Source organism: Streptomyces sp. NPDC026417 (assembly GCF_055567695.1).
Map to the genome: position 1 here is coordinate 1 of NZ_JBVHPY010000031.1, position 13,985 is coordinate 13,985.

The following is a 13,985-nucleotide window of genomic DNA, read 5'->3' on the forward strand; positions in this document are numbered from 1 at the left end:
CGCAGTGAGGTCTGCGCCATCTGGGAGACCGCGAAGCGGTAGTCCTCGACCTGGACGACGGCGTCGGCGGCGTCCACCACCTTGAAGTAGATGACAGCGTCCACCCGGACCGTGACGTTGTCCCGGGTGATGCCGTCCTGCGCCGGCACCGGCATCGTGACGATCTGCATGTTCACCTTGCGCAGCCGGTCCACGAAGGGAACGATCAGGGTGAACCCGGGCCCGCGCACCCCGGACCTCAGCCTGCCGAGCCGGAGCACCACGCCCCGTTCGTACTGTTTGACGACGCGGGCCGCCGCCATCACGTAGACCACTCCCGCGGACGCGACGGACGCTCCCGCGACCACCAGTTCCTCGACCATCACGGCCCCCCGGGGTCCGGTGTGGACGCATCAGGCATGTAGGTCGACGGTAGCCCCGCCACCGGACAAGGGCGAGCCCCCGCACGCCGGTTGCGTGCGGGGGCTCGCCCGCTGCCGGCCGGAGTCCGGCCGAGCGGGTGCCTGCGAGGTGCGGTGCGCCCGGTCCTAGTAGACGTGGACCCCGTAGGCGCTCAGGGCCTCGGTGACCGGCTGGAAGAACGTCGTACCGCCGGAGGAGCAGTTGCCGCTGCCGCCGGAGGTCAGACCGTAGGCGGTGGTGCCGCCGTACAGCGGGCCGCCGGAGTCGCCGGGCTCGGCGCAGACCGTGGTCTGGATCATGCCGTAGACGACGTCGCCGCCACCGTAGTTGACCGTCGCGTTGAGCGCGGTGACCCGGCCGCTGTGCGTGCCGGTCGTGGAGCCGCGGCGGTAGACGGTCGTGCCGACGGTCGGCGTGGCCGCCCGGGTGATGTCCTGGCTGCCCACGGCGCCCGACTTGGTGCCGGTGTAGCTCGTGGAGTACCGGACGATGCCGTAGTCGTTCGTCGGGAAGCTGGAGCCCGTGGTCGAGCCGAGCGTGGTGGTGTGCCCGGAGTTGGACCACCAGGTGCCCGCGCCGTCGGTGCAGTGACCGGCGGTCAGGAAGTAGTAGTTCCCGCTGTTGTCCTGGACGTTGAAGCCCAGCGAGCAGCGCCAGCTACTCGCATAGATCGCGTCGCCGCCGGAGATCAGCTTGTTGAACTTGCCCGGGGTGCGCTTGATGGTGAGAGCGTCGGCGTTGGCGCCGGCGTCCCGCTTGATCTGCGCGATCTCGGCCTTCGACACCGTGCTGTCGACGGTGACGACGACACGGTTCGTCTTCTGGTCGACCGCCCAGGCGGTGCCTGCGATGTCGGAGTTGAGCACCGACGCGTTCACCTTGCTCAGCTGGGTGGCGCTGAAGGTGTGCACGTCGGACGCGCTCGCGTTGGGGACCGCGAACGATGCGGCGGCCACGAGCCCGGTGCTCACGGCGATCAGCCGGGACCGTCTCGATATGCCGCTACGGGGGGTGGTGCGCTTGATCCTCACGTGTCGTTCCTCCGAAGGGAAGTCGGGGGCCCGCGTGGGGTCGGGGCCCGTGAGGCGCAGCCAGGGTCTGTCCGGATTCCGAACAAGGCGTGCTCCTGACAAGCGCTGAGGGGGAGTATTCGGCCGCACGGCCGACCGGCGCAAGGGCGCCTTTCGGCCGTGCAGTGTTCAACTTGCTCTCGTCCCACAGCGGTTGATCGCCGGCCCACGGGCGGGCCCCGGCTCCCCCCGCGGGTTCAGAGCACCCTGCGCTCCCCCGCCTCGACCGCCGTGTGCAGCGTGTTGCCCGGCGGCGGGAAGGGACAGACGAAGTGGTCGGCGAAGGCGCACGGGGGCAGGAGTGAACGGTTGAAATCAACCGTCGTACCGCCCTCGGCGTCGGGCGCGGCGGGACGCAGGAAGCGGAAGCGGTAGCTGCCGTTCCCGCTGGTCGTGTCGGCGAAGACGGCCCAGAGCGAGCCGTCGGCCTCGACCGACACCTGGAGGGTCAGATCCTGCCCGTCGAGCGTGAAGGCGAGCACCCCGCCGAGCCCCAGCCCCCGCGTCCGCCCGTCCACGTTCTCGACCCGCACGGTGCGGTTCTCGCCGTAGGGCGTGAAATGCCCCGGCACCGACCAGCGCGCGTCGTACGGCGTGGCGTCGATGCCCCGGAAGCCCGTCCGGGCCGGCGACGCCGGGTCGAAATCGCGTACCCCCCAGACCTCCTCGCGGACGAGGACGACGAGCCGGCGCTCGCCGAGACCGACCCGTGCGGAGGCGACCGGTCCCGTGTCGGCGACCAGCCGGACCTCGCCGGCGAAGGGCGCTCCGTCGACGGTGAGGCCGTCGGCCTCCCGGGCCGTCAGCACCACGGCGTCGCCGTCGGCGGCCCACTGCCCCGGGATGTCCGGAAGTCGACCCTCCGGATAGTCCTCCAGCCAGTGCGTGCCCGTGAGGGAGAGCGGGCCGTAGGGCGCGGCCACCGTCTCGGTGCGCTGCTCGTGCCAGTGCTTCCAGTCCTGGGATGCGTCCGTCGTCATGTGATCAACCTTTCCATACCGGATCCGGCAACCCGAGGTGCGAGCGCAGCGTCGTCCCGGTGTATTCCGTACGGAAGGCGCCCCGCTCCTGGAGCAGCGGGACCACCCGGTCCACGAACTCGTCGAGCCCGCCCGGTGTCAGATGCGGGACGAGGATGAAGCCGTCCGCGGCGTCCGTCTGCACGAACTCGTCGAGATCGGCGGCCACCGCCTCCGGGGTGCCGATGAAGGACTGCCGTCCGGTCGCCTCGATCACGGTCTCCCGGATGGACAGTCCCTTCTCGCGCGCCAGGGCACGCCACCCGGCGGCGATGGCGAAGGGATCGCCGAGCCGCGTCCTGCCCTGCGCGAGCTGCGAGTCCGGCACCGGGTCGATCTCGGGCAGCGGCCCGTCCGGGTCGTACGCGGAGAGGTCGACGCCCCAGACCTGTTCCAGCGCGAGGATCGCGTTCTGCGGGGAGACCTGCCGGCGGCGAATTTCGGCCGCCCGCTCCTGGGCCTCGGCGGCCGTGTCGCCCAGCACGACCGTGACACCGGGCATGATCTTGAGGTCCTCGGGTGCGCGCCCGTACGCCGCGAGCCGCCCCTTCACATCGGCGTGGAACCGCCTGCCCGCCTCCAGCGTGCCGTGCCGGGTGAAGATGACGTCGGCGGCGGCCGCGGCGAACTCCCGTCCCTCCGGCGAGTCCCCGGCCTGGATCACGACGGGGTGCCCCTGCGGGGAGCGGGGCGCGGTGAACTCGCCCGCGATGTCGAAGTGCCGGCCCCGGTGGGCGAACGGGCGCGGCACGCCGTCCGGCGTCCAGGAGTCCCACAACTCCCGTGCCGTCGCGACGAATTCGGAGGCGCGCGTGTATCTCTCGGCCCGGTCGAGGTAGCCGCCGCGCCGGAAGTTCTCGCCGGTGAAGGCGTCGGAGGAGGTGACCACGTTCCAGGCGGCCCGGCCGCCGCTCAGATGGTCCAGGGTGGCGAGCCGGCGGGCGAGTTCGTACGGCTCGTTGAAGGTGGCGTTGACCGTGGCGGCGAGCCCCAGCCGCTCGGTGACGGCGGCGAGGGCGTTGAGGACGGTGAGGGACTCGGGCCTGCCCACGACGTCGAGATCGTGGATGCGCCCCTTGTGCTCACGCAGCCGCAGCCCCTCGGCGAGGAAGAAGAAGTCGAACAGACCGCGTTCGGCCGTACGGGCGAGGTGTTCGAAGGAGGTGAAGTCGATCTGCGACCGGGACCGCGGATCGGCCCACACGGTGGTGTTGTTGACGCCCGGGAAATGGGCCGCCAGGTGGATCTGCTTGCGCGCGGACGGACCGGCGGTCATGACGTCCCCCCTGCCACGGCGTACTGGTTGACGGGCCGCGCCAGCCCCAGGTGTTCCCTGAGCGTGCTGCCCGGATAGAAGGTGCGGAACAGGCCGCGGTGCTGGAGCAGCGCGACCGTGCCGTTCACGAGCCGCTCCAGGTCGCGGCGCGGCTCGGCGGGCGTGAGGTGGAAGCCGTCGGCGGCGCCTGCCTCGTGCCAGCCGGCGATCAGTTCGGCGAGGTCCACGGGGCCGCCGCGGTACAGCGGGCCACGGGCGGTCTGCCGGGGTCCGCCGCCGCCGTGCCCCGGGTCCGCCGCGTGTTCGCCGTCGCCGAGGTCGACGGTGAGGCCGACGAGGACGCGCAGCGAGTCGGGGTCGCGGCCGGAGCGGGCCGCCGCGTCCCGCAGTTCGGCGCGTACGGCACGGGCCCGGTCGGCGTTCACGACGCGGACCACGGCCACGTCCGCGTGGCGTGCGGCGGTCTGCCGGGCGATCCCCTCGGTCGCGTCGACGACCCGGACGGGGTGGCCCTGCGGGGGCCGCGGCACGATCGAGGGCCCTTTCACGGAGAAGGTGGTCCCTTCGAAGTCGACGTGGTGCAGCTTGTCGCGGTCGATGAAGCGGCCGGTCGCCTCGTCGCGTATCTCGGCGTCGTCCTCCCAGCTGTCCCAGAGCCGGGTGGCCACGTCGGCGACCTCGCCGGCCTCCTCCCACAGCGCCTCGGCGGGCGCGGCGTGGCGCCGCCCGAACAGCCGGGCCTCGCCCTCGGTCGTCGACACGTCGATGTGCCAGCCCGCCCGGCCGCGGCTGACCCAGTCGAGGGTCGCCACGGCCGCCTGGACGTGGAAGGGCTCGGTGTGTGTGGTCGTCACGGTCGGCACCAGGCCGATCCGCGTGGTGGCCGGGGCGACCCGGGACAGGACGGCGAGTGCGTCGGGCCCGGGGCGCGCGAAGGTGTCGCCGAGGGTCACGAAGTCGAGGGCACCGCGCTCCGCGAGCCGGGCCAACTCCACGTAGGGAGCGGCGTCGTGGACCGCCTCCTGGTCGAGGGCGGCGGCCAGGTGCAGGAGCCCCCGGCCGTTCGGTGCGGTCATGGGGTGAGCCTTTCCGGTGGTGGGGGGGGGGAAGACCGCCCGCGGCCGTGGCGGCGGGCGGTCGGACGGCGGACGGGGTGACCGGCGGTCGCACGGGGTGCGCGACCGCCGGCGGCGCCTCAGGCCTTGGGGAGACCGGGCGGGTTGATCTCGGACTTCTGCACGGCCTCGCTGGTCAGTCCCCAGCGCTTGAGCACGCGCGCGTAGGAGCCGTCCTCGATCACGTGGTCCAGGGCCGCCGCGTACGCGTCGACGAGACCGCTGTCCTTCTTCGTGGTCGCGGCGATCTTGCCCTGGAGCTTGTCGCCCGCGCCGGAGAGCGTCCCGACGATCTCGCTCTGACCCGCGGACGCCACGTGGTAGGCGGCGGACGGGCTCGGGCCGAGGTAGGCGTCGATGCGGCCGGACTGGAGCGCCAGGTAGTAGTCCGTGTCCTTCTGGAAGTACTTGATGGAGACGGGCTTGCGGCCCGCCTTCTCGTTCTGCCGGCTCCAGTCGACGAGGATCTTCTCCTGGTTGGTTCCGGAGGACACGGCGATGGTCTTGCCCGCCACGTCCGCGGGCTTCTCGACCTTCCAGGAGGTGCCCTTCTTCGCCTCGAAGGCGATGTTGTCGAGGCGGTAGGTCGCGAAGTCGTACTTCTCCTTGCGCTCCTCGGTGACGGTGACATTGGAGAAGACGGCGTCGAACTTGCCGCTGTCGAGTCCGACGAAGAGGTTCTCCCAGGAGACCTCGTCGTTGTCGAGCTTCAGGCCGAGGGTGTCGGCGACCAGCGTGGCGAGGTCGATCTCGGAGCCGATGCGCGTCTTGTCGTCGGTCGCGTAGAAGCCGAGCGGCGGCGAGGCGTCGGCGCTCTGGCCGAGCTTGAGCGTGCCTCTCCTGCGGATCTCCGCCGGTACGAGCGCGGCGATCTCGTCGACCTTCTCACCCCGGATGCGGTGCTGGTCCGGGCCGATGTTGATGTCGCCGACCTTGCGGGTGCCGGACGTGCCCGTCCCGGTCGCCGCGTCGCTGTCACCGCCGCAGGCGCTGAGCAGTGGAGCGGCGACGAGCGCGGCGAGGGAGGCGGCGAGGGTGCGTCGGGACAGCATGGTGGAACTCCTCATGAGTGCGCGGTACTTGACGGTGGAAGGAAGGGGTGGGGTCACAGGACCTTGGAGAGGAACGCCCGGGTGCGTTCGTGCCGCGGGCGGTCGAGTACGTCGCCGGGCGGGCCCTGCTCGACGATGCGGCCGTCGTCCATGAAGACGACGGTGTCGGCGACCTCGCGGGCGAAGCCGATCTCGTGGGTGACGACGATCATCGTGGTGCCCTGGTGCGCGAGGTCCTTGATGACGTCGAGGACCTCGCCGACCAGTTCGGGGTCGAGTGCCGAGGTCGGCTCGTCGAAGAGCAGCAGCTTCGGTTCCAGCGCGAGCGCGCGGGCGATGGCGACGCGCTGCTGCTGCCCGCCGGACAGTTGCCTGGGGTAGGCGTCGGCCTTGTCGGCGAGTCCGACCCGGTCGAGCAGTCTGCGCGCGGTCTCGGCGGCGGCCCTGCGCGGGCGCTTCAGCGCGGACACCGGCGCCTCGACGATGTTGTCCAGCACGGTGAGGTGCGGGAACAGGTTGAAGTTCTGGAAGACGAAGCCGATCCGGGTGCGCTGCCTGAGGATCTCGCGCTCGCGCAGTTCGTACAGCTTGTCCCCGGAACGCCGGTAGCCGACGAGCGAACCGTCGACGCTGATCCAGCCGCGGTCCACCTTCTCCAGGTGGTTGATGGTACGCAGCAGCGTCGACTTGCCGGAACCGGAGGGGCCGAGGATCACGGTGACCTCGCCGGCCCGCACCTCCAGGTCGACGCCCTTGAGCACCTCCAGCGAACCGAAGCTCTTGTGGACCGACTTGACGTCGACCATGGCGGCGGCCGTGCCGGGCGTGCCGGCGGCCTTCGTGGGCGCGCTCATCGGGCGGTTCCCTTCGCGAAGTGACGTTCGACGTAGTGCTGGAGGATCGAGAGCGCCGTGGTCAGGAGGATGTACCAGGCGGTGGCGACCATCAGCAGCGGAACGACCCGGCCGTTGCGCCCGTAGATCACCTGGACCTGGTAGAAGAGCTCGCCGATCGCCATGACCGAGACGATCGAGGTGCCCTTGAAGAGGGAGATCACCTCGTTGGCCGCGTTCGGCAGGATCGAGCGCATCGCCTGCGGCAGGACGATCCGGCGGATCTGCCTGAGCTTCGGGATGCCGAGGGCGGCGGCCGCCTCCAGCTGTCCGGAGTCGACGGCCAGGACGCCGCCCCGGACGATCTCGGCCGCATAGGCGGCCTGGTGCAGGGCGAGCCCGAGGACCGCCGCGCTCATCGCCCCGACCAGGCCCATCGTGTCGAAGGAGAAGAAGCCGGGCCCGAAGGGGATACCGAACTGCAGCTCTTTGTAGAGGTAGGCCAGGTTGAACCAGAACAGCAGCTGCACGATCAGCGGGATGGAGCGGAAGGCCCAGATGTACGCGAAGGCCACCGCCTTGAGGAACGGGCTGGCCGACAGCCGCATGAAGGCGAGGACGATGCCGAGCGCGAACCCCAGCGCCGTTCCGTAGAAGGTCAGTTGCAGGGTGATCCAGACCGCGTCGAGGATCACGTCCGCCGTGAAGAACTCGGCGAACACCTCCCACTCCCAGCCGGAGTTGGTGGCGAGTCCGTGCACGAACTGCGCGAGGAGCACGGCGGTCGCGACGACCGCCGCCCAGCGCCAGGGGTGGCGGACGGGCACGACCTTGAGCGCGCCGAGGTCGTCCGGGTCGGCAGCCGGTGCGGCGAGGGGTGGGCGGGGTGGATCGCTGGTCAGGGACATGGGTTCCTCGGCAAGGTGGAAGGGAGCGGGGCAGCGGGGGGGGCGGGGCGGAACGGGCCGATCGCCGTCCGCCGTGTCGGCCGGGTGGGACACGGCCGACGCGGTGGGGGCACCACGCCCCCGCTGACGCGGCGGCAGGGCGGAGGGCGGGGACGGTGGCCCGGCGGACCGGCGGTGGCGGCCGGTGCCGCACCGGTCGCTCGCGGAACCGGCGGCCGTCGGGCGACGTCAGGCGGCGATGCGACAGGACAGCGCGCGCAGGAACGCCAGTGCGGCGCGGGCCGCGGCGTCGTTCTGCCGGAAGGCGGGGCCGCCGGTGCGCGGCCGGGTGAAGGCGCCCGAACCCCGGGCGTCGGTGTGCGGGCCGAGCGCGAAGCGCCTGGGGTGCGGGGCACCCGAGCGGTCCAGTATCCGTCCGTCGGCGGGGTCCACGGCGAGCAGCCCCTCGGGGGTCGCCGCCGCTCCCTCGGCGTACAGGGCGCGCAGCAGACCGTCGCTGGTGCGCTCGACCGTGGGCTGCGGCAGCCGCGCCTCGACCAGCGCGCGGGTCTCGGTCACCGCACCGGGCACGGTGGCACTGCGCGCCCGGAACACCCCGTCCTCGGCGGCGACGGTCATGTCCGCGCCGACGAAGGTGAGGACTCCGGCTCGCGAGAGGGCCTGCAGCTGCCGCAGCCGGGGGCCGGGCGGCCCGGACGCCAGGAAGCTGAAGAAGCCGTGCCACCAGGAGCCGATGTCGCCGAGCCGCACCAGTTGCCCGTAGACCGAGAGCAGCCCGAGGAAGACGGCCAGGTCCGGGCTGGCGGCGGCATCATGACGACGCGTCAGATCGCGCTCGATGTAGCCGCGCACCCCTTCCTGGAGTTCCTCGGAGGAGGCGTACCGCACCCCGTCGAGCGGGCGGTCGAGGGCGGCGAGGTCCAGCCGGTCGGCGGGGTCGGGTACGGCGGAGGCCACCAGCGCCCGGATCTCCTCGGCACTCCCGGTCGCGTACGCCGCCTCGAAGTCGGACCAGGCGATGCGGGTCCGCTCGGAGTGCGCCGTGAACAGCCGGTGGTAGTGCGCGAAGCCCAGTTCCTTCTCGACCAGGGGCCACACGTCGCGGTGGAAGTCGAAGCCCTCCGGCCGCGCGAGCAGCGCGTCGATCTCGGCGGGCCCCAGGAAGCGCGGCAGGGGCGGCCGTTCGCCCTCCCAGTCGTAGCCGATCTTGGAGTGGTAGGGGACGCCGCGCCGGGAGCCGACGTGCAGGACGGGTTCGCGCCCGGAGGGGACGTACTCCCCTTGTTCGTAGCGTCCGCCGCGCCCCTCGGTGAGGAGCACGACCAGGTCGACGAAGGCCAGTCCGAAGCCGCGTACGAGGACCGGCTCACCGGGGGCGAGCGCGGACAGGTCGCTGTCGGCGGTGAAGTCCGGCGGCAGGTGGACCAGCCCGTGGGCGTCGGCATGAGCGGCCAACGCGCTCTGCTCGGCGTCGAGCTCGGCATCCAGGTGCCCGAGGGTCAGGACGACGAGGTCGGCTGCGAGCGGACGCGCGCGCCCCTCCAGCCACACCCGCTGCCGGCCGTCGCGTGGGCCCTCGACGCGCAGGGCCCGCCGGGCGTGGTGGTGGACGGCGATACCCGGCGGCAGCGCGGCGACCGTCTGCTCGAACACCCAGCGCAGGTAGGCGCCCTGCCGCTGCCGGTCCGCGAAGGTGCGCCCGTCGAGGCCGGCCCATTCGTGCAGCGTGGGCCCCTCCCGGACGGGCCCCGCCATGCCGACGCTCTCGTCGGTGAACATGGTGACGTCCTGGGCCTGCGAGTTCATCCACAGGAGCGGCGACTGCTCCTCCCGCCAGATGCGTCCGCCGCCCGGCGGATAGGGGTCGACCAGATGGATGTCGAGACCCGAACCGGCGTACAGCTCCGACGCGTTGGCGGCGATCCGCTCCAGCAGCCCGGTCCCGCGCGGTCCGGCACCGACGATGACGAGAGACGGGCGCTCCGCCCCCGGGGCGCTCATCGGCTGCGCTCCGAACCGCGGGCGTAGTGCTTCTCCACGTAGTACTGGCCGACGCTGAGCACCGAGGTGACGATGACGTACCAGAGGGTGGCCACCATCAGGAGCGGCATGACCTGGTAGGTGCGGTGGTAGACCAGCTGCACCGAGTAGAGCAGGTCCTGGACGGCGATGACGCTGACGATGGAGGTGCCCTTGAGGGTGCCGATCAGCATGTTCCCGGCCGGCGGCACGATGGAGCGCATCGCCTGCGGCAGCACGATCCGCCACCAGCGGCGCCACCGGCTCAGCCCGAGCGCCTCGGCGGCCTCGATCTGGCCGGGGTCGACGGAGAGGATGCCGCCGCGCACCACCTCGGCGGCGTAGGCGGCCTCGTGCAGGGTGAGGCCGACGATCGCGACGGTGACCGGACCGAGCAGATCGACCGTCTTCACGCCGAGGATCTGCGGGTACAGCGCCCCGATGTTGAACCAGAAGAGCAGCTGCACCAGGATCGGCATCGACCGGAAGAGCCAGACGTATCCCCAACTCACGGACCGCAGCACGGGATTGGCGGACAGCCGGCCCGCGGCGAGCAGGGTGCCCAGCGCGAAGCCGAGCGTCATCACGAGCGCGGTGAGCCAGAGGGTGAGCCCGAGGCCGCGCAGCACCGAGGCCGAGGTGAAGTAGTCCCCCACGACGTCCCACTGGAACGCCTCGTTGCGGACGACGGAGTTGACGGCGAGCCCGAGCAGAACCAGGACGACGACTGCGGCGGTCCACTGGCCGGGGCGGCGGCGCGGAACGATGCGTGAAGGCGCCGCCTCGTGCGGTACGGCCACCTTGGTGAGGGTGTCGGAGGACATGCGAAGGCTCCGTGATGCGTCGGTCGAACACGGGTGGTGCCTTCACACAGGTCACACGGGGCGCCGCGAGGGCGCCGTACGGCCGAGCCCCTCAGCAGGGCCGTCCGCCGAGAGTACGGGGGCGTTTCCCCCCGCTGTCAAGGGTGTCCACACTGTGAGCGCTACGTCTCAACTCAGTTGACGCCGAATCGGATGCCTGTTCCACTTGGCCCATGCATCCGCAGCAGTGGCTGGTCACCCGCTCCCACATCGACTTCGGTCGAGTGTGGTCCTCGTCCTGTTGAGCTGACCGCCGGCGCCCTTCTTCCGGGGCGCCCTCTGCGTTTCTCCGGCGCCTGAGCGCCGTCCTCCCACGCCTTCACACGCGTACCCGGCGCCTCCCCTCGCGCCATCTCGCCGCCTTGCCGCAGCCGCGCTCCGGCGCCCGCCCGTGACCCGGGCGGCCGGGCCCGGCCGCCCGCCCACGCGCCCTCCTCCTTCTGCCTGTTCAGGAGATCCGTACGCCATGAGCACGTCCTCGCGGCCCCACCGCCGTCTTTTGATCCCGTTTGCCCTGATCACGTCCGCGACGCTGCTTCTCACGGCGTGCGGTTCCGGCGACCCGGACGGCACGGCCGCCGCGGGTGCGGCCGGGGCCGCGGCCGACAGCGACGGCATCCCGACGACGGACGTCGTCTCCTCGGTCACCGAGGACCCCGCGGCCGCCGCGCTGCTGCCGTCCGGCGTCGACCGGCTCACCGTCGCGGTCAGCGTCTCCGGGCAGCCCCCGGGCACCTCCTATCTGAAGGACGGCAGGACCCTGACCGGCCAGGACGTCGACTTCGCGAACGCGGTGGCCAAGACGCTCGGCATCGAACTGAAGCGCGAGGCCGCCAGTTTCGAGGCGATCCTCCCGGCGCTCGGCAGCGGCAAGTACGACTTCGGGGCCAGCAACTTCGGGGTGACCGACGAGCGGCGCAGGACGATCGACTTCGTCACCTACGTCAACGACGGCCAGGGCTTCGCGACCCGCAAGGACAGCAAGCTCACCAAGGTCACCGATCTCAAGCAGCTGTGCGGGCTGAACGTCGCGACGGGCGCGGGGACGACCTTCGAGGCGACACTGGAGCAGAACAAGAAGGTCTGCACGGCCGCCGGCCGGAAGGCGTACAAGGTGCAGACCTACAGCGAGCAGGGGGCGATCTGGTCCTCCCTGCAACAGGGGCGCAGCGATGTCGTGATGAGCACGATCAACGGTCTGCGCTACGCGGTCGCCCACCAGGACGGCGTCAAGTTCCTCAACGAGTTCCACCGGCTCGACGTCGGCTTCGTCTTCAAGAAGGGCACGAAGCTGGCCCCCGCCTTCCAGGCCGCGGTGAACCGGCTGATCGCCGACGGGACCTACCGGAAGATCCTCAAGAAGTGGGGGACGACCGGCTCGGGCATCGAGAAGTCGCAGATCTCTCCGCCGGAGATCAAGGACTGAGACGCCGGGACCGAGAACTGGTCAGTACGCCCGGGGCCTCCGATCGCGGAAGACCCCGGGCGGCACGGCTCAGCAGTCGCAGCAGGAACAGCACTCACAGCACGAGCAGCCCTCGCAGCAATCGCAGCAGTCGCAGTCGCAGTTGTTGCACCAGCCCTCGCGCCGCTGCCGCGACCACGGCCCCTCGTACTCGTCGGCACAGCACACCTTGCACGTGCAGCACAGGCCGATCGCCGCGGCACACCCGGCCCACAGCCCGCGCCTGCCCGGGCCCGGCGGCCGGAGCGAGGGGCCGCCGCCGAAGGGATTGCCGGGGGTGTACGGATTCCGTGTGTCGGAGGGTCCGCCGTGCTGCGGAGGCGGACCGAACGCGGCCTCCGCCCCGCCGTGCCCGGCCTCGTGACCGCACGCCGCCGTCCCGAAGGCGCGGTCCACGGACCGGGCCAGCTCGTGCGCGAGGAGCACATGCGCCAGCTTGGCGTCGGTGAACTCGACCTCGCGCAGCGCGAGCCGGATTCCGTGCAGCGCGTCGTCGGCGAGCCGGCGGGCCTCGGTGAGCGGGGTGCCGGTGGCCGTCAGGGGGTTCCACGCACCCGACGCGGCATCGGCCTCCCTGTCCTCCACGGCATCCAGCAGATGCGCGAGCCGCCCGAAGAGACGGCCGGCCTCGGCGAGCGGTGCCGCGTTGCCGGGGCGCCCGGCGAGGACCGCGGTGTGCGCGAAGGCCGCGGCGGTCGCGGTCTCGGTCGGCTCGGTGACGGTGAGCAGCGACGTCCCCGGTCCGGCGAGTGCCTCGATGCCGATCTGCCGGTCCACGGCGTCGACGAGGACGGCGGTGTCGAAGCCGACGGCCGTGCCGGAACGCGCACCGGCCCTGCCCCAGCCCGCGGCGACCCGGCGCGCGGCGAGCGCCACGGGGCGCCGCGCCAGGAGACCGTCGCCGTCGGCGACATGGTCCCGGACCTTGGCGGCGGCCAGGACCAGCGAGACGGCCGCCGCGAGCCGCGCGCCCTCCCCCTGTGCGACGGACGCCGTGCGCATGCCGCGCAGCGGACAGGGCCCGGCGGTGCGCCGCCACCCGGTGGCGGTCCCGGCCTGAGCCTCCGTCAGAACCGAGATGAGCAGACCGTCATAATTGGTGACGACCCTGGCGAACTGACCGTGGTCCCCGCGCAGCGCGAGGCACAGTCCGCACAAATGCGCCATCCACTGCGTCTTCAGACCCTCCGTCAGGCGATGCCTGCAGGGCCGGACGATTCCGAACACGACACTCCCCCGTGTCTCGAACGACGTTGAGCTGCGGCATCGTATCGGCCGCTTCGTTCACCCGTACGCACCCCTCGTCACCCGTACGCCGTGAAGAATCATATTTCACTCCTAGTCAGCAGCCGTTTACATCACGACCCTTGGGAAACGCGGGCTCTCGACGGATTCGCTGTGCACCAGTACCGTCACGAAACCCCCGCGCGGCGTCTATCCACTTGGCGCGACATCCGCATCATGGACGACCATGGGGATGCGGAAAGCAAGAAAGACCGCTGTGAGAGGAGGCGTCCATGGGATCGGTGCGCAAGGCGAGTGCCTGGCTTGGCCTCGTCGACGACAACGATGACGAGCGTTACTACGACGACGACTACGCCGAAGGACAGGAGTCCGGCGAGGCCTGGGTCACCGACCCGCGCGTGAAGGTCGCTTCCGAGACGGCCGAGGAGAAGGGCCGCCGGATCGGCACGGTGACCCCGGACAGTTTCCGGGACGCGCGCGGCATCGGCGAGCTCTTCCGGGACGGTGTCCCGGTCATCATGAACCTCACGTCCATGGAGCCCGCCGACGCCAAGCGCGTGGTGGACTTCGCGGCCGGCCTGACCTTCGGCCTGCGCGGCACCATCGAGCGGGTCGCCACCCGTGTCTTCCTGCTGACTCCCGCCAACACGGAGATCGTCAGCGGCGAGGCGGCGGGCCGTCCGGCGGACGGCTTCTTCAACCAGAGCTGAGGCAGGGC

Annotated in this window: 13 protein-coding genes; 2 read left to right on the forward strand and 11 right to left on the reverse strand. The window is 71.5% G+C overall.

Translation table 11 applies throughout. The annotated features are described in order from the left end of the window. From ACZ4NT_RS34075 to ACZ4NT_RS34120, 10 genes are all read right to left on the reverse strand, one after another. On the reverse strand, positions 1-362 hold a 362-nt coding region (locus tag ACZ4NT_RS34075), incomplete at its 3' end, for an SPFH domain-containing protein (RefSeq protein WP_467728978.1). Positions 363-527: 165 nt separating this feature from the next. After that, the gene (locus ACZ4NT_RS34080; RefSeq protein WP_121403990.1) at positions 528-1,433 is read right to left on the reverse strand and encodes an alpha-lytic protease prodomain-containing protein; all 906 of its coding nucleotides are present in this window, start codon (positions 1,431-1,433) and stop codon (positions 528-530) included. 236 nt (positions 1,434-1,669) lie between these two features. After that, positions 1,670-2,452, reverse strand: a complete 783-nt coding sequence (locus ACZ4NT_RS34085) for a DUF1684 domain-containing protein (protein WP_467728980.1) — start codon at positions 2,450-2,452, stop codon at positions 1,670-1,672. A 4-nt stretch (positions 2,453-2,456) separates the two neighbouring features. After that, on the reverse strand, positions 2,457-3,767 hold the full coding sequence (locus ACZ4NT_RS34090; protein WP_121403987.1) for an NtaA/DmoA family FMN-dependent monooxygenase: 1,311 nt from the start codon (positions 3,765-3,767) through the stop codon (positions 2,457-2,459). Continuing rightward, the gene (locus ACZ4NT_RS34095) at positions 3,764-4,843 is read right to left on the reverse strand and encodes an LLM class flavin-dependent oxidoreductase (protein ID WP_121403985.1); all 1,080 of its coding nucleotides are present in this window, start codon (positions 4,841-4,843) and stop codon (positions 3,764-3,766) included. The genes ACZ4NT_RS34090 and ACZ4NT_RS34095 overlap by 4 nt, the downstream gene beginning before the upstream one ends. Before the next feature lie 119 nt (positions 4,844-4,962). Further along, positions 4,963-5,934 (reverse strand): ABC transporter substrate-binding protein, encoded by a 972-nt coding sequence (locus tag ACZ4NT_RS34100; RefSeq protein ID WP_467728983.1) that lies wholly within the window; start codon positions 5,932-5,934, stop codon positions 4,963-4,965. A 53-nt stretch (positions 5,935-5,987) separates the two neighbouring features. After that, entirely contained in the window at positions 5,988-6,788 is an 801-nt protein-coding gene (locus ACZ4NT_RS34105) for an amino acid ABC transporter ATP-binding protein (RefSeq protein WP_121403981.1), read from the reverse strand. After that, on the reverse strand, positions 6,785-7,675 hold the full coding sequence (locus ACZ4NT_RS34110) for an amino acid ABC transporter permease (RefSeq protein WP_467728985.1): 891 nt from the start codon (positions 7,673-7,675) through the stop codon (positions 6,785-6,787). The genes ACZ4NT_RS34105 and ACZ4NT_RS34110 overlap by 4 nt, the downstream gene beginning before the upstream one ends. A 228-nt stretch (positions 7,676-7,903) precedes the next feature. Continuing rightward, a complete protein-coding gene (locus tag ACZ4NT_RS34115; RefSeq protein ID WP_467728987.1) occupies positions 7,904-9,676 on the reverse strand; it encodes an FAD/NAD(P)-binding protein in 1,773 nt (590 codons plus the stop codon). Further along, positions 9,673-10,518 (reverse strand): amino acid ABC transporter permease, encoded by an 846-nt coding sequence (locus ACZ4NT_RS34120; protein WP_467728989.1) that lies wholly within the window; start codon positions 10,516-10,518, stop codon positions 9,673-9,675. The genes ACZ4NT_RS34115 and ACZ4NT_RS34120 overlap by 4 nt, the downstream gene beginning before the upstream one ends. A gap of 505 nt (positions 10,519-11,023) precedes the next feature. Here ACZ4NT_RS34120 and ACZ4NT_RS34125 point away from each other — a divergent pair. After that, entirely contained in the window at positions 11,024-11,983 is a 960-nt protein-coding gene (locus ACZ4NT_RS34125) for an ABC transporter substrate-binding protein (RefSeq protein ID WP_467728991.1), read from the forward strand. Positions 11,984-12,052: 69 nt separating this feature from the next. On the opposite strand, the gene ACZ4NT_RS34130 is transcribed toward ACZ4NT_RS34125, so the two are convergent. Continuing rightward, complete coding sequence (locus ACZ4NT_RS34130) at positions 12,053-13,249, reverse strand: DUF5685 family protein (protein WP_467728993.1); 1,197 nt, start codon at positions 13,247-13,249, stop codon at positions 12,053-12,055. A gap of 290 nt (positions 13,250-13,539) precedes the next feature. Here ACZ4NT_RS34130 and ACZ4NT_RS34135 point away from each other — a divergent pair, with 290 nt between their 5' ends. Then, positions 13,540-13,977, forward strand: coding sequence for a cell division protein SepF (locus ACZ4NT_RS34135; RefSeq protein ID WP_121403969.1), 438 nt, complete (start codon positions 13,540-13,542; stop codon positions 13,975-13,977). Positions 13,978-13,985: the final 8 nt, after the last annotated feature.